This window comes from Bacillus sp. MUM 116, from assembly GCF_001866655.1.
GTDB lineage: Bacteria > Bacillota > Bacilli > Bacillales > Cytobacillaceae > Neobacillus.
The window spans coordinates 58,017-80,146 of sequence record NZ_MLYR01000036.1 but is presented as its reverse complement, the minus strand read 5'-3'; the positions used below and the strand labels follow the sequence as shown (position 1 = coordinate 80,146).

The following is a 22,130-nucleotide window of genomic DNA, read 5'->3' as shown; positions in this document are numbered from 1 at the left end:
GCTTCGTGGCATCTTTTCGTAAGAACATTTGCGAACATTGCCTAGAAACTTAAGTATTCGGCCTTTATTAACGTCCAAAAGCAACAAAGTTTACGAAAAGAGCCTTATCAAAAAATAGAACAAATAAAGGCAAATTCATTACAAAAATATGAAGATTTTTCAAAAGATTTGATACATTATTGCTTGCACATGTATACGCAAATATAATTTAAGTAACATAAAAGGAAAAACAATGGATAGAGCCGGCCGATTCGACATAGCGAATGGTCGGTTTTGTTACATATAATCAAGTACCTATTGAAAGAGGTGGTAATCAATGAAAAAGCAAAAGAAAAGTGATGATGCCTGTCATGGACAGACCGAAAAATACGAAGCTATCATTAAAATATTAGAAAACCGAATTCAAGAAGAGATAGCCAAAAACAGACAGAAGGATCAAATGTTGATTCAGCAGGCAAAGCTTGCTGTGATGGGTGAAACCATCGTAAGTATTGGACATCAATGGCGCCAGCCCCTTAATCATTTGTCACTATTAATCCAAGACATAAGGGATACACAAAGATTCGGAGAATTGAACGTTCGGTACATGGACCAATTTACAAATGAGAGCATGATATTAATTGATTTTTTGGCCGGAACTATTCAGGAATGTCGCAATTTTTATCGGCCAAATAAAGAAAAATCTGCGTTTTCACTGGCAGAATCGATTGAGGCAGCATTATCCATTTTCTCCTTTTTTTCTAAAAAAACATGAAATTCGGGTTTACTTTGAATACAGGGAGCAGCAAAAGGCCTATGGTTACCCAAATGAATTTAGTCAGGTAGTCCTCAATCTCTTAACCACTATAAGAGATACATTTGTGGTCCGAGAAATAAAAGACCGAAAATTATTTATCACGATCAATGAAACTAAAGACCACCTGATTGCCGAAATCATCGATAATGCCGGCGGCCTTGAACCCGAAATTCTTTCAACAATATTTGACTCAAATGATTCCACTTGGACTCAGGATACCAAAAAAAATGTTTTCTACATTCCCAAGGTCATTCTTAAAAACATGAAGGGCTCGATTTCGGCAGATAATATTGGCGATGGAACTCAGTATCGCCTTTCCGTTCCAAAAACAGCTTCATGAAGCGATTTAAGTCTTTCTAAATACGCAAAATAGCACAAGACCTCAGAAATCCATTAAATAAATTAAGCATAGTTTTTTGGCTTTCGCTTGCGAAAGAGGTAAAATAGAGGAAAAGGATGAAGGAAGTGGCATAAATGGCAATTGAAAATCCTAGTCGTGCCGAATTGGGTGCGATGTTAAAAAAGGCAAAAAGAATTGCGGTAATTGGATTAAGCAATAATCCGGACCGCACGTCTTATATGGTATCGGAAGCAATGCAAAAGGCGGGCTATGAAATTATTCCTGTCAATCCAACGATTGATGAATCGCTAGGCGTAAAAGCTGTAGCTTCCCTAAAAGATATCAAAGGACCAATTGATATCGTAAATGTCTTCCGCCGTTCGGAACAATTAATGGATGTAGCGAAGGAATTTGCAGAAATCGACTGTGATATTTTTTGGGCACAGCAAGGATGCATAAATGAAGAGGCTTATCAATTTTTAAAGGAAAAGGGCCGTACTGTCATTATGGATCGCTGCATTAAAGTAGAGCATGCGCTAACAAAATAAAAAACCATTAAAAAAACTGCTAAAAAAGCAGTTTTTTTGTTTTTACTTTCCAAATAAATTGTCAAGAATTCATGATAAAATAAAGGTCTTTTAGTGAACATATTTGCCAAATTGAAATAAATCGCTACAATTAAGCATAGACGCCGCAAGAAATATGTTAAAATAAGACGGCAAACATTCGTTCTAATTTAAAAACTTTAGAGGAATATCGATTCTTTTAAACGAATGCTTTATTAACTACTTTAGATAAGCAATTTTCTTTTGGTAAGGGATGAAAGGGGTATTTTAGTGGCAAGAACTCAGCAAACTTTTGATTATAATGATGATGCCATACAAGTGCTGGAAGGATTGGAGGCAGTCCGGAAGCGTCCTGGTATGTATATTGGCAGTACCGATTCCCGAGGTCTCCACCATCTTGTTTATGAAATTGTCGACAACTCCGTCGATGAGGCACTTGGTGGCTTTGGAGACCAAATCATCGTTAAAATACACAAGGACAACTCGATTAGTGTGGTAGATAAAGGCCGTGGGATGCCGACAGGAATGCATAAAATGGGGAAGCCAACACCTGAGGTCATCTTAACTGTTCTTCATGCTGGGGGAAAATTTGGTCAAGGCGGGTATAAAACAAGCGGAGGGCTGCATGGTGTAGGGGCTTCTGTTGTCAATGCCTTGTCCGAATGGTTAACCGTAACCATCAAACGTGATGGTTTTGTTTATGAGCAGCGTTTTGAACACGGCGGGAAGCCGGTAACCACGCTTGAAAAAATCGGCAAAACCAACCAGACAGGAACCACAATTCATTTTAAGCCGGATCCAACCATCTTTTCGACTACCACTTATAACTTTGAAATATTATGTGAGAGGTTAAGAGAATCCGCCTTTCTTTTAAAAGGTTTAAAAATTGAAATTCATGATGAACGCCATGATGTCCGTGAAGTATTTCATTACGAAAATGGAATTGAAGCGTTTGTTGAATATTTAAACGAGGAAAAGGATGTTCTGCATCCCGTGGTTAGTTTTGAAGGTGCCCAAAACGGGATTGAAGTCGAATTTGCCTTTCAATTTAACGATGGCTACTCCGAAAATGTCCTTTCATTTGTCAATAACGTTCGAACAAAAGATGGTGGTACCCATGAAGCAGGATCAAAGACGGCCATGACCCGGGTGTTCAATGATTATGCTCGCAAGGTTAACCTATTGAAAGAAAAAGATAAAAACCTTGATGGTGCCGATATCCGTGAAGGGCTTTCCGCGATTATCTCAGTCCGCATTCCAGAGGAACTCCTGCAGTTTGAAGGACAAACAAAAGGAAAATTGGGGACGAGTGAAGCAAGATCTTCAGTTGATAGTGTTGTATCAGAACATCTTTCATATTTCCTAGAAGAAAATCCTGATATTAGCTCTTTACTAATTAAAAAATCAATTAAAGCCTATCAGGCCCGTGAAGCAGCAAGAAAAGCCCGTGAAGACGCGAGGAGCGGCAAAAAGCGTAAACGTTCCGAAACCGTTCTTTCTGGGAAACTTACTCCTGCACAATCCCGGAACCCACAAAAAAATGAGCTTTATTTGGTCGAGGGAGATTCTGCAGGCGGTTCTGCGAAACAAGGACGAGACCGCCGTTTCCAAGCCGTACTTCCGTTACGAGGTAAAGTCATCAATACCGAAAAAGCAAAGCTTTCCGATATTTTTAAAAACGAGGAAATCAATACAATTATCCATGCCATTGGCGGTGGTGTAGGTGCTGACTTTAATGTTGAGGACATCAATTACGATAAAATTGTCATTATGACTGATGCGGATACAGATGGTGCCCATATTCAAGTATTATTATTAACGTTCTTTTACCGCTATATGAAGCCTCTTCTGGAAGCAGGAAAAGTATTTATCGCCCTTCCACCGTTATATAAGGTGAGCAAGGGGTCCGGAAAAAAAGAAATCATTGAATATGCCTGGAACGAGGATGAACTGCAAACAGCCATCAAAAAAGTCGGACGCGGCTATATCATCCAGCGTTATAAAGGTTTAGGAGAAATGAATGCGGACCAGTTATGGGAAACCACCATGGATCCGGAAACGAGGACGTTAATCCGTGTTAAAATTGATGATCTTGCAAGAGCGGAACGGCGTGTAACCACGCTTATGGGTGACAAGGTTGAACCGCGACGGAAATGGATTGAAAGCAATGTCGCGTTTACACTTGATGAGCAAGACACGATCCTGGAAAATGAAAATATCATGGTCACCGAGGGGGAATCTGAAGAATGAGCGCAACAGAAAAATTTCGTGACCTGCCTTTAGAAGACGTACTTGGTGATCGTTTTGGCAGATACAGTAAATATATTATTCAAGAACGTGCCCTGCCGGATGCACGCGATGGGTTAAAACCAGTTCAACGAAGAATTCTTTATGCGATGCATGTAGAAGGCAACACGCATGAAAAAGGGTTCCGGAAATCAGCAAAAACGGTCGGTAATGTTATCGGTAACTATCACCCTCACGGAGACTCTTCTGTATATGAAGCAATGGTAAGGATGAGTCAGGACTGGAAGGTTCGGAACGTTCTTGTTGAAATGCATGGGAATAACGGGAGTGTCGACGGTGATCCTCCGGCGGCTATGCGTTACACGGAAGCAAGATTACCTGCGATTGCTGCTGAACTCTTACGTGATATTGACAAAAACACAGTTGAATTTATCCCGAATTTTGATGATACCTCTAAGGAACCAACCGTTCTTCCTGCAATGTTTCCAAACCTGCTTGTCAATGGTTCAACCGGTATTTCTGCCGGTTATGCAACGGAAATTCCACCGCACCATCTTGGAGAAGTCATTGATGGTGTAATCATGAAAATGGACCAGCCTGATGTGACGGTTGATGAGTTGATGACCATTATCAAAGGTCCAGATTTTCCAACTGGCGGGATTATTCAAGGTATAGACGGCATTAAAAAAGCTTATGAAACTGGTAAAGGGAAAATCATTGTCCGCAGTAAAGCCGAGATTGAAGAAATCCGCGGCGGCAAGCAGCAAATCGTTATTACGGAAATCCCGTATGAAGTAAATAAAGCAAATCTCGTGAAAAAAATTGATGAGTTCCGTTTAGACAGAAAAGTTGAGGGAATTTCTGAGGTTCGCGATGAAACAGACCGAACCGGTCTACGTATTGTCATCGAATTAAAAAAGGATGCAGATGCAGAGGGCGTCTTAAATTACTTATATAAAAATAGCGACCTTCAAGTTGCCTATAATTTTAATATGGTCGCAATATACAATAAGCGACCTAAGCAAATGGGGCTTCGAGACTTTCTTGATGCCTATATTGATCATCAAAAAGAAGTTGTGACAAGAAGAACAGAGTTTGATTTAAATAAGGCGATGGAACGTCAACATATTGTTGAAGGTTTAATGAAGGCCTTATCAATTCTGGATGAAGTAATCGCCACCATCCGTGCATCAAAGGACAAACGGGATGCAAAAGATAACTTAATCACGAAATTCGGATTTACAGAGCTACAGGCTGAAGCGATTGTGTCCTTACAGCTCTACCGTTTAACGAATACGGATATTACAGCGCTCCAGAACGAAGCAGAAGAACTGGCGAAGAAAATCGAGGAGTGGACAGCGATTTTAGCAAGTGAGAAAAAGCTGCTTTCTGTCATTAAAAAAGAGTTAAAAGATGTGAAAAAACGCTTTGCCGATGAGCGCCGTTCAAAAATTGTAGCAGAAATTGAAGAGTTAAAAATTAATTTGGAAGTCATGGTACCAAGTGAGGATGTAATTGTCACAGTTACGAAAGATGGTTATGTCAAACGGACAAGCCAGCGTTCGTATGCCGCTTCAAATGGACAAGATCTGGCAATGAAGGATACGGACCGTTTATTAGCACAGTTGGATATGAATACAAAAAATGTTTTACTTCTCTTTACCAATAAGGGGAATTACTTATTCTGTCCTGTTCATGAGCTGCCTGATATCCGTTGGAAGGACCTTGGACAGCATGTCGCCAATATTATTCCAATTGAACGGGATGAAGAAATTATCCAAGCAATCCCGGTAAAAGATTTTGAAACGAATGCATTTTTAGTGTTTATCACCAAAAATGGCATGGTGAAAAAGACTGAACTAAAAGCGTACAAAGCCCAGCGTTATTCCAAACCTCTTGTCGGCATTAACCTAAAAGAAGACGACCAAGTCGTGGATGTTCATCTTACTGATGGATCACTGGAAGTCTTCCTCGTCACTCAATTGGGTTATGCATTATGGTTTGCTGAAGAGGAGATTAGCATTGTTGGAGTTCGTGCTGCAGGCGTGAAGGGAATTAATTTAAAAGATGACGATTACGTAATCGGTGGAAAAGTGCTTACACCGGGTAGTAATGAATCGATTGTGATTGCCACTCAACGCGGCTCTATGAAAAAGATGAAGTTAAAGGAATTTGAACTGGCATCAAGAGCTAAGAGAGGCGTTGTCATTCTAAGAGAATTGAAAAACAACCCGCACCGAATCATCGGATTCGTGACTGCTCAAGAACTAGCTGTTATATTTGTTCATACGGAAAAAGGATTTACAGAAAATGTAACGGTTGCTGATATCCGTTTTAGTGACCGATACTCGAACGGCTCGTTTGTTCTGGATGAAGGTGAACACGGCAAGGCCACAGAGATTTGGAAAGTAATTGCACCTGAAAATTCAGGGGAATAAGTTTTTATACTGAGACAGCTCTTATTTAGGGAGCTGTCTCTTTTTTTGAATAAATCAAAATTCTAAGCGACTGTTCCCTTTTAAAAATTATAGGTTCGGGCGTTTATTGGCGGTCTAAGCGACCGTTCTCTTCTAAAAAGTATAGGTTCGGGCGTTTATTGGCGGTCTAAGCGACCGTTCTCTTCTAAAAAGTATAGGTTCGGGCGTTTATTGGCGGTCTACGTGGCCGTTCTCTTTTAAAAAGTATAGGTTTGGACGTCTATAGGCGGTCTAGGCGACCGTTATTTTCTAAAAGGTATAGGTTCGGTCCTTTATAGGCGGCCTAGGCGACAATGCCCCTAATAAAATTGATGTTTCGGGCGTTTATAATAATCTTAAACAACCATTTTCGAAAAAAACAATGAGTTCGCAACACTTATGCCACCTACGATTCTCATTAATTTCTAATTTGACCTTATAATTGGAAAAGAATATACTTAGGTTTACAAATAGATTAGTTACCTAACTATTAGAATACGAAGGGAAAAACGAGGTGGTAAAGATGACGGATTTAGAGAGCACCACAGCCCAAAAGCTTCTTAAAGTTTTTATGCAATTCAGGAAGACTGGATGGCATGACAGGAAAATTGCAGGATATAATCCAAGTGAATTTAAGGTCCTTGCTACGATTCAACGAGGAATATCCGAAGGAAGACCCAATATGAAGGTTTCCGAAATTAGTCAAAAATTACAGGTTACCCCGCCCACCGTCACACAAATCATTAACATACTTGAAAAAGACGGCTTAGTTGAGAGACAGATTGACCCCGATGATAGAAGAGCTGTAAAAATTAAACTTTCGGAAAAGGGAATGGAAGCTACAATCCAGGCAAGAAAGGCTTTTGCCGAAACATTTCGGGGGTTGATTGATCATCTAGGAGAGGAAGACAGCGAGAAACTGGCTGAATTATTATCTAAGGTCATTGAATATTTTCATGAATTGAGTCACTGATGAAAGGTGTGATCGTATTTGATTAAATTAAGAAAATTTTTAAAACCATTCAGACTTACGATTCTTGCAGTCCTTATCCTCATTCTCCTACAATCCTTATCAGAATTGTATTTACCGACGTTAATGTCAGATATCGTAGATAAAGGTGTAGTCAAAGGTGATACGTACTATATCTGGAAAATTGGTGGATATATGCTGATGGTTGCTTCAGGGGGAATGATTTGTTCTGTTACAGCCAGCTTTTTTTCGGCAAAAGTCGCGTCCGGTTTCGGCAAAACCCTAAGAAGTAAAGTGTTTAAGCATGTTGGTGATTTTTCCTTACATGAGTTTGATAAAATCGGTACGGCTTCATTAATCACTAGAACTACCAATGATATCACTCAGGTACAGCAAGTACTCGTCATGATGCTGAGAATGATGGTAATGGCTCCGATGATGTGTATCGGCGGAATTATCATGGCCATTTCAAAAGATGCCAAATTGACCTTGGTTCTTGCTGTTTCTATACCTATTTTGGTGCTCGCTATTGTAATCATTGCTAAAAAAGGGATGCCTCTTTTTAAAGTGATGCAGGTTAAACTTGATAATTTGAACCGTGTATTAAGAGAAAATTTGACCGGTATCCGTGTGGTCCGTTCCTTTAACCGAGTGGAACATGAGAAAAAACGCTTTGATGCCGCAAACCTTGATTTAACCGAAACGGCGATTAAAGTGAATAAGATCATGGCGTCAATGATGCCGATTATGATGATTGTTCTGAACTTAACAACGGTCGCAATTATTTGGTTTGGTGGCATCCGTATTTCAAACGGACATATGGAAGTTGGAGATATGATGGCATTTATTCAATATGCCATGCAAATCATGTTTTCATTCATCATGCTCTCAATGATGTTTGTGATGATTCCCCGTGCATCAGTTTCCGCAGGCAGGATTAATGAAGTCTTTGATATGACAGCAGATATTTCAGACCCGTCTGCACCCGTTTCTCCTAAAGAAAAGAAAGGGTATGTTGAGTTTCAAAATGTTACTTTTAGTTATCCTGGTGCAGAAATGCCGGCATTATCGAATATTTCTTTTTCCATGAAGCCTGGTGAAGTAACCGCCATTATCGGTGGGACCGGGTCTGGAAAATCAACACTAATCAATCTAATTCCTCGATTTTATGATGTTGATCATGGAAAGGTATTGGTGGATGGAGTTGATGTTCGAGAAATATCACAGGAATGTTTAAGAGAAAAGATTGGCTTTGTGCCGCAAATGGCCGTGCTGTTTACGGGAACAATTGCGGAAAATATTCGATTTGGTAAAGAAAATGCAACCGAGGCAGAAGTCAAGCATGCCGCGGAAATTGCACAAGCATCTGAATTTATTAATAATATGCCAGATGGCTTTGACTCCGTTATTGCCCAGGGGGGAACTAATGTTTCCGGAGGTCAAAAACAGCGTTTGTCAATTTCCAGAGCACTTGTTCGGAAGCCAGAAATCTATATTTTTGATGACAGCTTTTCAGCTTTGGATTTTAAAACGGATGCCATGCTTCGATCAGCATTAAAAAAGGAAACAGAAAATGCAGCTGTCCTAATCGTTGCACAGCGGGTAAGTACAATTATGGATGCTGACCAAATCATTGTTTTAGACAATGGGGAAATTAGCGGAATCGGAAAGCATCGTGAATTGATGGAATCAAGTCCAGTTTATCGCGAGATTGTTATGTCACAGCTGTCTGAGGAGGAGATTGCATGAGCAATGAAACTCATAAAAATGGACCTGGCGCAGGAAGACCCGGTGGACCTGGCGGCGGGTTTGGCTTTCGTGGCGGGATGATGCCGGTCCAAAAAGCAAAGGATTTTAAAGGAACATTAAAGAGATTAATAAGCTATTTAAAACCTCATAAATTCCAGCTGTTAGCAGTTTTAGTCACAGCCATTATCAGTACCATATTTTCGATCGTTAGCCCGAAAATCATGGGAAAGGCGACAACCAAACTATTTGAAGGATTGATGCTGAAATTTCGTGGGGTTCCGGGAGCAATAATTGATTTCGACTATATCGGGCATATTATTCTACTATTGATAGGACTATATGCTTTAAGTTCCATTTTTTCTTATCTTCAGCAATTCATCATGGCTGGGGTAGCACAAAAAACGGTTTATAATCTCCGCAAGGAAGTCGATGAAAAGCTAAACAGGCTACCATTAAAATACTTCGATTCCCGCACTCACGGGGAGATTCTTAGCCGGGCGGTGAACGATATTGATAATATCAGCACCACTTTGCAGCAAAGCTTAACACAGCTGATAACATCCGTCATCACGATTATCGGTGTGATTGTGATGATGCTATCAATTAGTCCGTTAATGACATTGATTGTTGTTGTCACACTGCCGCTCAGTTTTATAGCCACGGCTAGCATTGCAAAAAAATCACAGCAATATTTTAAAGGACAGCAAAAAGCACTTGGAGAGTTGAATGGCCATGTAGAAGAAATGTATACCGGTCATAAGGTTGTAAAAGTGTTTGGTTATGAAAATAAATCGATAGAAAAATTTGAAGAAGTGAATGAAAAACTTTATCATTCCGGTTGGAAGGCTCAATTCGTTTCGGGAATGATTATGCCGATTATGTCGTTTATTAACAATATCGGTTATGTACTGGTCTCTGTAGTTGGTGGTGTTTTGGTAACCAAAAGGTCAATTGAGATAGGGGATATTCAGGCCTTTATTCAATATGCACGACAATTTAGTCAGCCGATAACCCAAACCGCCATGATTGCGAACGTCATCCAATCCACAATTGCCAGTGCAGAACGTGTTTTCGAGATCCTTGACGAAGTGGAAGAAGTTCCTGAAGCGGCTAATGCAAAGGTATTAGCCTCACCAAAAGGGGAAGTGGTCTTCAATCATGTATCCTTCGGTTATAATGAAAATGAGCCGTTAATTGAGGATATGAATATTGAAGTGAAACCGGGTCAAAGGGTGGCGATTGTCGGACCTACGGGGGCAGGTAAAACCACATTGATTAATTTATTAATGCGATTCTACGAAATTCAAGGCGGGCAGATCCTCATTGATGGGATTGATATTCGTGATTTAAAACGGGAGCATTTAAGAAATCTATTTGGAATGGTCTTGCAGGATACGTGGCTATTCAATAGTACGATTCGTGATAATATCGCCTATGGAAAAGAGGGGGCAGGGGAGGATGAAATTATCTCTGCATCCGATGCTGCCTTTGCTGATCATTTTATCCGGACACTCCCTGATGGGTATGACACAATTTTAAATGAAGAAGCTTCTAACATTTCACAAGGGCAAAGACAATTACTGACGATTGCGCGTGCAATTTTGGCAAACCCGGCGATTCTTATCCTTGATGAAGCTACCAGTTCCGTCGATACACGTACTGAAGTTCAGATCCAAAAAGCAATGGACCGTTTGATGAAAGGGAGAACCAGTTTTATCATTGCCCACAGGCTTTCAACGATCCGGGATGCAGATCTGATATTGGTGATGAATCAAGGCAAGGTGATTGAAAAAGGAACTCATAAAGAACTGCTTGAAAAAGGCGGATTTTATGCAGAGTTGTATAACAGCCAATTTGCTGGCAATCAGATTAAAAATGCCGGTTAGAATTAATGCTTACAATGTTCAAAATACTCTTCCACACATGTGGTAAGAGTATTTTTTTTGTTTCGTTAAAATCAATTTGCTAAAATTATGTTTATGTTAACAGGGGAGATCATTTCAAGGGAATTAACGATTCTGAATGGAAAAATCACAGAAGCAGCCAAGCGGTTCGGTATTTCCAAACAACTTTTAAAATACAAAATGGACAAGTATAGACTTGATAAAAACCATATTTTTTACAGTGAATTTCATTTGAAATTTCACTGTTTTTTTCTTTTTGGGATCCATACAATATCGTAAAAATTTTTACAATAAAACAAAAATATTTTACAGAGACCTATTCGTTTTGAAATACCAATCGTTTTAAATTTGCTAAATCTTCGGGAATTAAGTGAATGATTTTCCCGAGAATAAAAGGTTTTAACAATGCAGGAGAACGTTTACAACAAAAATTAAAAAAATTGGCATAATTATTGCAATATCTAAAACCGAGGAAGCAAATTCTTTGTTTTTAAAATTTTTAAAAGGGATGGGATGATATGGACAAAAAGGGAAAGATTTTTTACGGGTGGTGGATTGTTGTAGCAGCCTTTTTAATTATGACTTTAATTTATGCTCCAATCGCTAACTTGGTTTCATTGTTTATTCTACCAGTTACGAAAGAATTAAAATTCAGTTCATCACAATTTATGTTATATTTCACCATCATGGCACTTGCTAGTATGGCAGTAGGACCATTTGCTGGAAAATTAATGAAAAGGATGGATGTAAGAGTATATTTAACTCTATTTATATTGATAGCAGCTATTGCATTTATTGGTTTTTCATTTTCAACAAAACTCATTCATTTTTACCTATTTGCAATCCTAATGGGTGCAGGGCTGGCTGGTGGAGCAATGATTCCTGCCTCGGTTCTTATCACAAATTGGTTTAATGAAAAGCGTGGTTTATGTTTAGGTATTGCATTATCAGGGAGCGGCTTCGGCGGTGTAATCCTTAGCCCTTTAGTAAACTGGATCATTACAGCTTACGGATGGAGAACGGCCTATCTTGTATTAGGAATTTTAATAGGTGTAGTATTAATTCCAGTGGCAGTTATTGTAATAAAATTAAATCCCAAAGATAAAGGCCTATCGCCACTTGGTGGAACAATTTCTATAAACAGTACTGAAATAAAGGAATTATCAGGTACTTCCCAAGGTGAAGCAATAAAATCCATATCGTTTTGGGCTCTTTGTTTAGCAATCCTAGTTGGCGGAGTTGTTGTAAATGCGATGTTGATAAATTTAGCTCCATATTTAGCTGGAATAGGTACAACGGCCAAAACAGCAGCATTGCTATTATCATTAGGATCAGCGATGGTAATTATCGGGAAATTACTTGTAGGCAGATTTTTTGATAAACTTGGATTAATTACAACATTATTTATCATTTCTGCAGGAAGTCTGGTAAGTTTCATATTTTTGATGAAAGCAAATATAGTCCTGCCTGCTATTTTTTATACGATTTTTTCAGGAATAGGTTCGACAGCTGTAACTGTTACACCTGCCTATATGACAGGAGCACTTTTTGGTGAGAAAGAGTTTGCTGCCAAATATGGAGTTATAGCAATTTTTATTTCTTTAGGTGCAGCCTTAACTCCTATAGTGTCAGGTGCAATATATAATATTCACCATTCATATGCATTACTGCTGAATTCCTTAATAGCGCTTACATTTGTACAATTTACATTATTTTTCCTAGCCATTAAAACGAAGCCGAAAGTTGCCACAAAATCATTAAATGATGGTACAGCTGAATTTATTTAATAAATAAAGGAAAGGGGTATTCCCTATGAAAAGCACTTTGAGGAAAAATATTACTTTATCACGTACAGAAGAAATTAAAATGGAACTAATCAATCACCGCAGGTATCTCCATCAAAATCCTGAACTCGGGTTTGACTTGCCAAAAACGGTTGCCTATGTGGAAAATGCATTGAAAAGTATGGGATTGGAGCCTCAAAAAGTAGGAAAAGCCGGGCTAGTTGTAACGATTGGCAATGGAAAGGGGAGAACTCTTTTATTAAGAGGCGACATGGATGCCTTGCCGATAAAAGAAAATACTGATTTGCCGTTTAAGTCGTCTAATGAAAATATGCATGCCTGCGGACACGATATTCATACAACCTTCATGCTCGGTGCGGCAAAGCTTTTAAAAGAAAGGGAACATTACATTAACGGTACCGTTAAAATCATGTTTCAACCTGCAGAGGAAATTGGCGCAGGAGCAAAGGATATGGTGGCGAACGGCCTTTTAGAATATCCAAATGTAGATGCAGCACTGGCTTTGCATGTTGACCCAGGCTTAGATGTGGGGAAATTTGGATATAAACCCGGGATTGCTGCTTCATCATTGGATGGCTTTTTCGTAAAAGTACAGGGAAAAGGCGGGCACAGTTCTGAACCCCAAAAAGCCATTGATCCATTAATGATTATCAATGCTATCTACACGCAATTAAATAGTTTAGTTGGTAAAGAAGTAGACCCAAGAGAAATGGCAGTTCTTGTTATCGGGAAGATGGGAGGTGGTACTGCTGCCAATATTATTCCTGATACAGCGCACCTAGATGCAACTTTACGAACATTTAATCCTGATGTAAGGAACTATCTATTCAAAAGAGTCCAGGAAATAATTGATGCTACCGTTAAATTGATGAGGGGGACCTACAGCCTTGAATCAGTCTCAACTCCTTCATTATTTAATAATAAAGAATTGTGTGACCAAATGGCACCATTTGTAAAAGAAGTTATAGGAGATAATAATTTAGAGGTCAACAACGAGCCACTGGCCGGTACAGAAGATTTCTCCTATATCAGCAATCTTGTGCCAACAATGTTCATGTGGGCTGGCGCCAAGGGACTGGGAAATAAAAATTATCCGCTCCACAATCCGAATGTCGTATTGGACGAAGGAGTTATTCCATTGGGAGTTGCTGCTGTTGTTCACACAGCCATAAATTGGTTAAATAATGATTCGAACAATTAGAATTTAATATAAATAGGTTATAAAGAATATTTTATTCAAAAAAGCGCTTATAGGTAGGCGCTTTTTTGTAACTTTTAAGTATTATAGTTCGTATAAGTTATTAATAAAGTCTTTGATTTAACCAAAATGAACTGGAGTCATGCAAGGGAGGAATACCAATGAAATTTCACTCGAAAAAAGGACCAATTTTAGGTGCAATTATTTGGGGATCCGTATTATTTATGGGATATGTATTATTTTTTTACCCGATGGATCAAAGGAGACGAGAGAATTCATTGTTGCAGTATTGATTATGGGGGCGACTTCCATTTTTATGCTTTGGATGTGGTTTGGAACTTATTATGAGATAGGGGAAGAGATTCTTAGAATTGTAGCAGGGCCGATCCGTTCAAAAGTGGAAATATCGCAGATTAAATCCATAAAAAGAACTAGAAATCCATTATCAAGCCCAGCATTATCAATGGATCGATTTGAAATTACTTATGGAAAATGGGGATTTGTTTTAATATCACCAGAAAATGAAGAGAATTTTTGCAAAATATTAGTGGAAAAGAATCCAAGAATACATTTAAACTTGAATCGAAGAAAATAATTAGAAAATTTTCTTATGTCTCATTATCTTAAGTATACTTAGGAATTGAGATAGAATATAACTTTAAAGTTTTTATTAACTATAACGATATTATGTAAACTGATATAAAATTAAAAAGCTGTTACCCATTTTCAGTAACAGCTAATCATTCTAGTCTTTCGGCATATCCATCTTATCAACAGCACTTTTTAAATCTTCATTTCGAATATGAGTATATATCATCGTCGTTTGAATCGATGAATGGCCCAATTGTCTGCGCAATTTCGGCACATCGTTAATTTCGGAATGATACCTGGTTGCAAACGAATGCCGTAATTTATGTACCGATAATGATGGTTTACCAAATGCCACAGCATATTTTTCAACCAGTTTTTCAACAGCCCTGGCGGTAAGTCTTCTTGTTTTTCCTTTTGGGCCCATCGGTGCTGAGATAAATAAAGCTTTATTTGTTTTATCCACCTGATATTTATCCGCTCTCACAGCAAGATATTCCTGCAGATCAGCCATCGCCACCTGGCTGAAAAACACAAATTGTTCCTTATTGCCTTTTCGGATAACTCGTGCAGAATATTTGCTGAAGTCAATATCATCGAGGTCCAATCCTACCAGCTCAGAAAGACGAAGGCCAGATCCTAAAATCAACGAAATGATTGCGGTATCGCGCTGTTGATTCATTTTGTAAAAATTGTAGATTTTCTTATTATCTTTATTCATTTCTCCGAATTGATGGGCAACAAACAGCCGAAACTGTTCATATTCATCACCGAGCAAAATTTTTCCTTCCATTTTATTTGCCCGCGTTTCCATTGTTTCTTTAACCTCATTGAATTCGATTTTTGCCATGACATTACGATTGATATACGACTGCAAATCAGGTGTTTCCGCGATGTTTTGCAGGTAATTAAATAGTGATTTTAATGCAGATAACTTACGGTTGACCGTTAATTCTTTATTATTTAACTCATAATGCAAAAAGTTTAAGAATCCTTCAACTTCAAGTACTGTCAGCCGTTCAAGCCGTTCTAAAGGGATGTCTTTGATATTGCCGTTCCAAAGCTGTTCACTGATCATCCAATTAAAGAAAATTTTATAATCATGACAGTAATTAAACAAAGATGCAGTCGAAAGTTTCCTAAGTTTATGATTGATGTATTCCTCAACATACCAAGGGAACTCATTCAGTAAAGATTGTAGTTTTTGAAAATTTTGTTGTTTTGCTGGATTTACCATAAAAACACCTCACTTCTATATTTTACCTTATATAAATTAGTTCGTCAAATTTATATTTTACGTAATTTTGTAATTCCCGAATATTTAAATTAAAAATCTCCTACTCTGCAGCAGGAGACCTTCTATTATGAACTGAAATTTTTGTATATTAAATTTTATCTTCTTCCCGTTATATATTGTTCTAAGTAACTATATTGCTTTGCTCATTTAAAAATTATCTCGAACCGCCTTATTTAAAAGGCCTATGCTGCGGTCTAAATCTTCTTTCACTTGCTTCTTATAACGCCTAGCCTCATCCTTATTGGCAATTTCATATACCTTAAGCTCTTTTCTCTTAGACCCCTCTTTTATAATCCGGGCCCTTGAGATGATTCCATCATCTAACAGCTCGTGCAAACCTTTGTAAACTTCAGAATGGTTGGGCTTATAATTGAAGTGTTTAAAGGTTTTATAAAAATCATCCAACATTTCTTGGCCGTATGGTCTCCCCTGCTCAATCCACGACAGCAAATACAGCTTCACAAATGCACGCTGCTTGATTAAAAAGTTATCTCGGTTCCGTGGTTTTACCTCTTTTTCTATTATTTTATTATCCTCCAAAATAAACCCTCCTTGCTGACCAATTGGTGGTGTTACTTGGATTATAAACGATTCTTTGTCCGGGCGTATATATAATAAACTATTTGAATTTAAAATATTTTGAAATTAACAAATTTTTAGTATAACTAAGGCCCCAGTTTGTATTAGATTCAGCTCAGAGATGTTATCTATAAGGTTTTATAAGTTAATAACCATCATGATGTTGTCAATGACATATAAAATATGTTATATATTGATGCATTGAAAAACATATGTGTTGAAATGGTGTTAGACAAGGCTCTACTTGATTTCCAAAAAGAGAAAATTCAACAGAAAATTGACCAATCCTTACGAGACAAAAACAAAATCGAATTCCTACGATTAACAGAAGAATTAAAGAAGATTTCTTAATTGTTGTATGTAAATAGGATATAAACATAAATATTTTTAAAATTTTTATGAAGCAAGGAAGCCCAATCTATCCTTTTTAGATAGGGGCATCTTTGATTTTATGTTCTCCTTTTGTGAAAAAAGCAGATGTATTTTTATATATATTTTATATGTATCTTCATTCCATTTTCTTTACACTATCTCAAATGAATATCCTATAATATTGCTGTTTCACTGGAACCTTTACATATTGATAATCTTGTGAAGAAGAAGCTTTCAAAGCATTGATTGCATTATCTGCTCCTCAAATACCTATAGAAAATGTCTTGATGATAGCTTTCGCTGTTCGTTTAAACGCCTGTGGAATAACACTTAGATTTCCCGGTTAGTTTTTAAGATATAAACTAAAAGACAGTAAGACCTGTATGATTTCTTACTGTCTGCTCAATCGTTCAATCTCTGTTTCTACTTTGTAGACTCTTTTGTTTAATACTTCAGTTTTATCATCGATATGATCAACAATTTTATCTGTGTATAATCCTAAACTATCGACAAGATTCTTTTGTAATTTTTCTTGACCAACTTCCAGTCTTTTCTGTCCTTGTTTCAATTCATTTATGTCTACGCGCATTTCTTTTAGTTCATTCAAAATTTGTTTTAAGATTTCTTCCACAAATTTCTCCCCTGTCCAACTATTCTTGACCTTATTATATCATCCATTAATTATCTATAAAGTAAAATTGAAAAAATATTCAATTCAACTATAAGGCACTAACTTGTAAAATGATCGCCAATCCTTAAGAATGGCGCCCGATTGTGGGACGAATAGCTTCATCCATATTAGCAATTTCATATACTTTAAGCTCTTTGCGCTTAGACCCCTCTTTTATAATCCTTGATCTTGTTATTATTCCATCTTCCAGCAGCTCGTGCAATCCTATGTAAACTTCAGAATGGTTGGGCTTATAATTAAAGTTTTTTAAATGTTTTATAAAAATCATCCAACATTTCTTGCCCATATGGTCTTCCCTGCTCAATTCACGATAGCAAATACAGCTTCACAAACGCACACTGCTTGATTAAAAAGTTATCTCGGTTCCGTGGTTTTACCTCTTTTTCTTCTATTATATTATCTTCAAAAATAAACCCTCCTTACTAACCGTTTGGTGGTGTTATTTGGATTATAAACCATACATTGTCCGGGCGTATATATATTAGAGACTTTGAATTTAGCACATATTGTAATTAGAAGATGTTGAAATTTTACTTTTTAACAAAGCACTTTTTATCCATAGAAAAAGCCCCCGATAAAGAAAACAGATTTTTATTATTTCATCTGTCTACTTTATCGGGAGCATATCACTTATTCGGATGCCTTTTATCTACACTCTTGGATGCATTTATCTTTTTTATGATTACTTATTCGTTACATTCCCTTTTGCATCGCGTTCTACTTTCATTTGTGTCACTGGAATGTAGCCTTGTTGTGTTACGATTGAAGTTTGCACTACATCACTCATCATGTAGTCAAGAAATGCTTTTGCTGCTCTAGTTGGCTCACCTTTAGTATAAGCATGCTCATAAGCCCAAACTGGGAATTTACCAGTTGTTACATTTTCAGAAGTTGGTGATACACCATCGATTGATAGTGGAGTTACTGTGTTATCAGTTAAATATGAGAATGCAAGGTATCCAATAGCTCCTGGGGTTTCATTAATAATCTTTTTAACTGTATTTGAAGCATCTTCTGTAATTCCTTCAGCAGGTGTTGCACCATCTAATGCTAATTTATTGAATACCGCACGAGTACCTGAAGAATCAGGACGATTTACAAGCGTAATTTTTTGATCCGCACCGCCAAGTTCTTTCCAGTTTGTGATTTTACCAGTGAAAACTTTGATTAAATCAGCTTTTTTAATATCTTTAATACCCACTTTAGGATTAACAGCAGCAGTAATACCAACTACAGCAACTTTATGGTCCACTAACTGGCTTCCATCCATTCCCTTTTCTTCAGCAAAAAGGTCAGAGTTACCAATCTGAACTGCACCTTGAGCAACTTGTGATAAACCAGTACCAGATCCACCACCATTAACTTGGATGCTTACTTTTGAATTTTCATTCATAAAATCTTCAGCTGCTGCTGAAGCTAATGGCTGTAATGCAGTTGAACCGGAAATTACAAGAGATCCAGAAAGTGCTTTTGTTTGTTCAGTTTTTGCACCATCATTTTTCGCCGTTTGATTATCTTTAGGTGTATTACTTCCACAAGCAGCCATTACTACCATTAACGCTGCTAGAATAGTAACAAGGCTAAATTTTTTCAAGTTTTTCATTTCTTTAATTCCCCCTAAGAATTTTCGTTAACTTGTTTGCCTCTCTTGTTTCATATTAATGACAAAGTATTAAGAAAGTTTAAATTAATTATTAAGGGTTCGTAAAGTTATGTTTAGCATTTGTAAATAATATTTCAGATATAAAATAATAAATATAAAGCACAATAATAATAGCCCTGAAGAATTTGTTCCCCTAAAAAAATCCATTCTTATGTATTATAAGGATGGATTTTTCTATATGTATTAAAAAATTCTAGCTAACTAGACAAGGAAAATTTCTGTTTTTTAAAGTATATATGCTAATACTGGCTATTCTGGTGATTCTAGAATGGTTAATCTTCAAATATTTTTTTAGAAAAGGTGAAAGACGTAACGAAGAAGACCGTTCATATTTTTACTGTTCGAGGAGTTAGCTATCCTTTAAGAATCCAAAAGATGAATCACAAAATCTCAATGTTAACGACAAAAGGCTGCCTTTCCTCTGGTTCTTTGAGAAAATGCAGCCCTTTTATTTAACTTGGGAGAACTAATTTAATTACCGTTTTTAAGGTTTCGTTTTACTTTAGTTGCTCCGAGTTCTAGGATAATGGCAAATATAAGGATGAAATAGGTAATTACACCAACTTCCCTTATATCATAATAAAATCCGCTTGCCATGAACATGTCAAAACCGATCCCGCCTGCTCCTGCAGCAGCTCCCATGGCAACGGCAACGGCGAAGTTAATTTCAAAGCGTAAGAAAGTCCATGAAATCAAATAGGTGATGGAAGACGGTAGGACTGCTTGAAAAACAATATGCCACCAATTTGCTCCGCTTGCTCTCAACGCTTCAATTATTCCTTCATCCATTTCTTCAAATGATTCGGAATAGGCTTTGATTAAATAGCCAACAGAGTGAAAAGTCATTCCAATTACAGCTGCCTCACTTCCTAGTCCTGCTGATACGGCAAAAATCAAAACCCATAAAACAGTCGGCACCGACCTTATGAAGGCTACCAGCCCTTTTATGGCAACAGTTACGGTTTTAGGGCTTAGGTTCTGAGCAGCAAACAGTCCTAATAAAAGAGCAATGATTGACCCGAACAATGTGGTCAAAAATGCCAATCCCAAAGTAATCATTACCTGATATAAAGCCTCTTCAAAAGAAATATGACTTAATTTAGGTTCCACAAACATTGTTTTTAAATTTTTCAACGTCAAACCAGCAGCTTCAACAAAGTTAACTTGCTTATAATCGAAGCTTTGGAACCCAAAAATGGTCAATATAACAAGAAGGACCAATGTTCCCTTTATAACCAGTGAAGCTTTATTAACAGTCCTTATCTTTATTGGTTTGAATCGGCCAGCTTGTTTTATAGTTCCTGAATCAACCGATATCGATTTTAATTCCACTATAAAATCACCCTTCTAATATAGTTTGAAACCCATTCAATCGTAAAAATTGCCGCAATAATAGAGATAACTACCAAACTCGCGCTATTGTAATCAAGGCTTTTATAATACAAATTAAAAGCAAAACCAATACCTGTGCCTGTTAAAATCCCTACCAATGTGGCATTCCGGATATTTGTCTCAATCATAAACAGAATCCAACTAATCATTTGTGGTAAGGCGGAAGGAATTACAGCTTGAAAGATAATTGAAAAATATCCAGCTCCCGTAGCCCGTAAAGCTTCAACTGAATCACTACTGACTTCATCTATGGTTTCCATAAAAGCCCTGGTTAGAAATCCAAAGGAGCCAAAAAACAAGGCAAAATATCCTGTAAGTGCACTTTGTCCAAAAGAAAGCAACAAGATCATTGCCCATGCTGTGATATCAATGTTCCGAAATACCGTTGCTATCCCCCTACTGATTTTGCTAAGGGTCCAATTGAATTGTGTTGTGCTTGAGCCCGAGATGGCAAAAAGCAGGGCAGGGACCGCTGCAACAGTCGTCGCTGCAAGCGAAATCAATAATGTTTGCTGCAGCTTATAAAGAATGTCCGGAAGTTTGCCCATCGATTTACTGTTTGGATAAAAATTTGAAAATGTCCATTGCAAGGCCTTCGGAAGAGAAGAAAGGCCTTTAGCCGTATTGAATTCAGTAATTATGATCGAAACAAGTGTTACGGATGCAAGGAGCAGAATAAATGAAAAGGAATATAGCTTCTTTTTTAAAAAAATATCAGCCTGCATTTCTGCCTCCCAGTTCAAAGATCAATTCTCCCGCTTCGGAACCATAAATTTCATGGATAATTTCACCTGTAATTTCTTCAGGTGTCCCTTCAAATACAACCCTTCCCTTGTTAACCCCAATAATCCGGTCAGAATATTTCAAGGCTACATCCACCTGGTGAAGGTTTACTAGACAGGTTATCCCAAACGAGGTTGAAACGTTTTTCAAATGATCCATAATGATTTTTGAGGAATTGGGATCAAGAGACGCGATCGGTTCGTCGCATAAAAGCATTTTGGGATCTTGAATCAACGCCCTCGCAATTCCAACACGCTGCTTTTGTCCACCACTTAACTGATCGGCACGTTTGTAAATTTGTTCACTTAGTCCCAAAACTTCAAGCAGTTCTAATGCCTTTTCTTTTTCTTGTTGATTGTATAGGCCCATTACACCAGCGATTGTTGATTTATACCCAAGTCTACCATGAAGAACGTTTTCAATTGCAGTTAGTCTTTTTACAAGATTATAGTGTTGAAAAACCATCCCAATTTTTGTTCGAAGCTTTTTCAAATCCTTTTTTCCGAGATTACATACATTAACACCATTAAACATGATTTCTCCACTACTGGCATCAATCATCCTGTTGATGCAGCGAAGGAGAGTTGATTTCCCTGCTCCCGATGGGCCTATAATGGAAACGAACTCTCCTTGCTTCACGGAAAAATTAATATCTGATAGTGCTTTCGTATCCTTTCCATACTGCTTTGATACATTTTTCAAATTTAATAGCACAGTCATTATTAACTTCCTTT

General features: G+C 37.6%; 20 protein-coding genes. 12 read left to right on the top strand and 8 right to left on the bottom strand.

Going from position 1 to position 22,130, the window contains the following annotated elements; all coding sequences use genetic code 11:
- Window positions 1-316: 316 nt before the first annotated feature.
- The 11 genes from BIV60_RS29595 to BIV60_RS10460 all read left to right on the top strand — a co-directional run bounded on the left by BIV60_RS29595 (window position 317) and on the right by BIV60_RS10460 (window position 14,626).
- Complete coding sequence (locus BIV60_RS29595) at window positions 317-754, top strand: sensor histidine kinase (RefSeq protein ID WP_071355688.1); 438 nt, start codon at window positions 317-319, stop codon at window positions 752-754.
- The gene (locus BIV60_RS28355) at window positions 708-1,136 is read left to right on the top strand and encodes an ATP-binding protein (RefSeq protein WP_177177269.1); all 429 of its coding nucleotides are present in this window, start codon (window positions 708-710) and stop codon (window positions 1,134-1,136) included. Before BIV60_RS29595 ends, BIV60_RS28355 begins: the two co-directional genes overlap by 47 nt.
- Window positions 1,137-1,276: 140 nt before the next feature.
- On the top strand, window positions 1,277-1,684 hold the full coding sequence (locus BIV60_RS10500; RefSeq protein WP_371261525.1) for a CoA-binding protein: 408 nt from the start codon (window positions 1,277-1,279) through the stop codon (window positions 1,682-1,684).
- Between the two features lie 288 nt (window positions 1,685-1,972).
- A complete protein-coding gene (gene parE, locus BIV60_RS10495) occupies window positions 1,973-3,952 on the top strand; it encodes a DNA topoisomerase IV subunit B (protein WP_071355685.1) in 1,980 nt (659 codons plus the stop codon).
- The gene (parC, locus tag BIV60_RS10490; RefSeq protein ID WP_071355684.1) at window positions 3,949-6,387 is read left to right on the top strand and encodes a DNA topoisomerase IV subunit A; all 2,439 of its coding nucleotides are present in this window, start codon (window positions 3,949-3,951) and stop codon (window positions 6,385-6,387) included. Before parE ends, parC begins: the two co-directional genes overlap by 4 nt.
- 541 nt (window positions 6,388-6,928) lie before the next feature.
- Window positions 6,929-7,378: a MarR family winged helix-turn-helix transcriptional regulator gene (locus BIV60_RS10485; protein ID WP_071355683.1), complete on the top strand. Its 450-nt coding sequence runs from the start codon at window positions 6,929-6,931 to the stop codon at window positions 7,376-7,378.
- An 18-nt stretch (window positions 7,379-7,396) separates the two neighbouring features.
- Complete coding sequence (locus tag BIV60_RS10480) at window positions 7,397-9,124, top strand: ABC transporter ATP-binding protein (RefSeq protein WP_071355682.1); 1,728 nt, start codon at window positions 7,397-7,399, stop codon at window positions 9,122-9,124.
- Window positions 9,121-11,010 carry an ABC transporter ATP-binding protein gene (locus tag BIV60_RS10475; RefSeq protein ID WP_071355681.1) on the top strand — a complete coding sequence of 630 codons (1,890 nt, stop codon included), beginning with the start codon at window positions 9,121-9,123 and terminating at the stop codon, window positions 11,008-11,010. Before BIV60_RS10480 ends, BIV60_RS10475 begins: the two co-directional genes overlap by 4 nt.
- Window positions 11,011-11,546: 536 nt before the next feature.
- Complete coding sequence (locus tag BIV60_RS10470; RefSeq protein ID WP_071355680.1) at window positions 11,547-12,815, top strand: MFS transporter; 1,269 nt, start codon at window positions 11,547-11,549, stop codon at window positions 12,813-12,815.
- Between the two features lie 25 nt (window positions 12,816-12,840).
- Window positions 12,841-14,034 (top strand): M20 metallopeptidase family protein, encoded by a 1,194-nt coding sequence (locus BIV60_RS10465; protein WP_071355679.1) that lies wholly within the window; start codon window positions 12,841-12,843, stop codon window positions 14,032-14,034.
- A 202-nt stretch (window positions 14,035-14,236) separates the two neighbouring features.
- Complete coding sequence (locus BIV60_RS10460) at window positions 14,237-14,626, top strand: PH domain-containing protein (RefSeq protein WP_177177268.1); 390 nt, start codon at window positions 14,237-14,239, stop codon at window positions 14,624-14,626.
- A gap of 150 nt (window positions 14,627-14,776) precedes the next feature.
- Here the strand turns inward: BIV60_RS10460 and xerS are convergent, their stop codons facing one another.
- Together xerS and BIV60_RS10450 are read right to left on the bottom strand one after the other, a co-directional pair.
- Window positions 14,777-15,856 (bottom strand): tyrosine recombinase XerS, encoded by a 1,080-nt coding sequence (gene xerS / locus BIV60_RS10455; protein ID WP_071355677.1) that lies wholly within the window; start codon window positions 15,854-15,856, stop codon window positions 14,777-14,779.
- 207 nt (window positions 15,857-16,063) lie between these two features.
- On the bottom strand, window positions 16,064-16,456 hold the full coding sequence (locus BIV60_RS10450; protein WP_256218375.1) for a helix-turn-helix domain-containing protein: 393 nt from the start codon (window positions 16,454-16,456) through the stop codon (window positions 16,064-16,066).
- 222 nt (window positions 16,457-16,678) lie between these two features.
- On the opposite strand from BIV60_RS10450, the gene BIV60_RS28350 reads away from it, so the two are divergent.
- Window positions 16,679-16,846, top strand: a complete 168-nt coding sequence (locus tag BIV60_RS28350; RefSeq protein ID WP_083402201.1) for an IDEAL domain-containing protein — start codon at window positions 16,679-16,681, stop codon at window positions 16,844-16,846.
- A gap of 412 nt (window positions 16,847-17,258) precedes the next feature.
- Here the strand turns inward: BIV60_RS28350 and BIV60_RS10445 are convergent, their stop codons facing one another.
- The 6 genes from BIV60_RS10445 to phnC form a co-directional block, all read right to left on the bottom strand.
- On the bottom strand, window positions 17,259-17,498 hold the full coding sequence (locus tag BIV60_RS10445) for a hypothetical protein (protein WP_071355676.1): 240 nt from the start codon (window positions 17,496-17,498) through the stop codon (window positions 17,259-17,261).
- A 124-nt stretch (window positions 17,499-17,622) separates the two neighbouring features.
- Window positions 17,623-17,844 carry a helix-turn-helix domain-containing protein gene (locus BIV60_RS10440; protein WP_071355675.1) on the bottom strand — a complete coding sequence of 74 codons (222 nt, stop codon included), beginning with the start codon at window positions 17,842-17,844 and terminating at the stop codon, window positions 17,623-17,625.
- Window positions 17,845-18,240: 396 nt separating this feature from the next.
- Window positions 18,241-19,161: a phosphate ABC transporter substrate-binding protein gene (locus BIV60_RS10435; RefSeq protein ID WP_071355674.1), complete on the bottom strand. Its 921-nt coding sequence runs from the start codon at window positions 19,159-19,161 to the stop codon at window positions 18,241-18,243.
- Window positions 19,162-19,692: 531 nt separating this feature from the next.
- A complete protein-coding gene (locus BIV60_RS10430) occupies window positions 19,693-20,553 on the bottom strand; it encodes a PhnE/PtxC family ABC transporter permease (protein WP_071355673.1) in 861 nt (286 codons plus the stop codon).
- Window positions 20,553-21,338 (bottom strand): ABC transporter permease subunit, encoded by a 786-nt coding sequence (locus tag BIV60_RS10425; protein WP_071355672.1) that lies wholly within the window; start codon window positions 21,336-21,338, stop codon window positions 20,553-20,555. Before BIV60_RS10425 ends, BIV60_RS10430 begins: the two co-directional genes overlap by 1 nt.
- Window positions 21,328-22,116: a phosphonate ABC transporter ATP-binding protein gene (phnC, locus tag BIV60_RS10420; RefSeq protein WP_071355671.1), complete on the bottom strand. Its 789-nt coding sequence runs from the start codon at window positions 22,114-22,116 to the stop codon at window positions 21,328-21,330. The genes BIV60_RS10425 and phnC overlap by 11 nt, the downstream gene beginning before the upstream one ends.
- Between the last annotated feature and the right edge of the window lie 14 nt (window positions 22,117-22,130).

What these genes read in the sequence shown, in the direction of transcription:
- BIV60_RS29595 (WP_071355688.1), top strand. Translation starts at nt 317, where the DNA reads ATGAAAAAGCAAAAGAAAAGTGATGATGCCTGTCATGGACAGACCGAA.
- parC (WP_071355684.1), top strand. Translation starts at nt 3,949, where the DNA reads ATGAGCGCAACAGAAAAATTTCGTGACCTGCCTTTAGAAGACGTACTT.
- BIV60_RS10485 (WP_071355683.1), top strand. Translation starts at nt 6,929, where the DNA reads ATGACGGATTTAGAGAGCACCACAGCCCAAAAGCTTCTTAAAGTTTTT.
- BIV60_RS10475 (WP_071355681.1), top strand. Translation starts at nt 9,121, where the DNA reads ATGAGCAATGAAACTCATAAAAATGGACCTGGCGCAGGAAGACCCGGT.
- BIV60_RS10470 (WP_071355680.1), top strand. Translation starts at nt 11,547, where the DNA reads ATGGACAAAAAGGGAAAGATTTTTTACGGGTGGTGGATTGTTGTAGCA.
- BIV60_RS10465 (WP_071355679.1), top strand. Translation starts at nt 12,841, where the DNA reads ATGAAAAGCACTTTGAGGAAAAATATTACTTTATCACGTACAGAAGAA.
- xerS (WP_071355677.1), bottom strand. Translation starts at nt 15,856, where the DNA reads ATGGTAAATCCAGCAAAACAACAAAATTTTCAAAAACTACAATCTTTA.
- BIV60_RS28350 (WP_083402201.1), top strand. Translation starts at nt 16,679, where the DNA reads ATGTTATATATTGATGCATTGAAAAACATATGTGTTGAAATGGTGTTA.
- BIV60_RS10440 (WP_071355675.1), bottom strand. Translation starts at nt 17,844, where the DNA reads ATGGGCAAGAAATGTTGGATGATTTTTATAAAACATTTAAAAAACTTT.
- BIV60_RS10435 (WP_071355674.1), bottom strand. Translation starts at nt 19,161, where the DNA reads ATGAAAAACTTGAAAAAATTTAGCCTTGTTACTATTCTAGCAGCGTTA.
- BIV60_RS10425 (WP_071355672.1), bottom strand. Translation starts at nt 21,338, where the DNA reads ATGCAGGCTGATATTTTTTTAAAAAAGAAGCTATATTCCTTTTCATTT.
- phnC (WP_071355671.1), bottom strand. Translation starts at nt 22,116, where the DNA reads ATGACTGTGCTATTAAATTTGAAAAATGTATCAAAGCAGTATGGAAAG.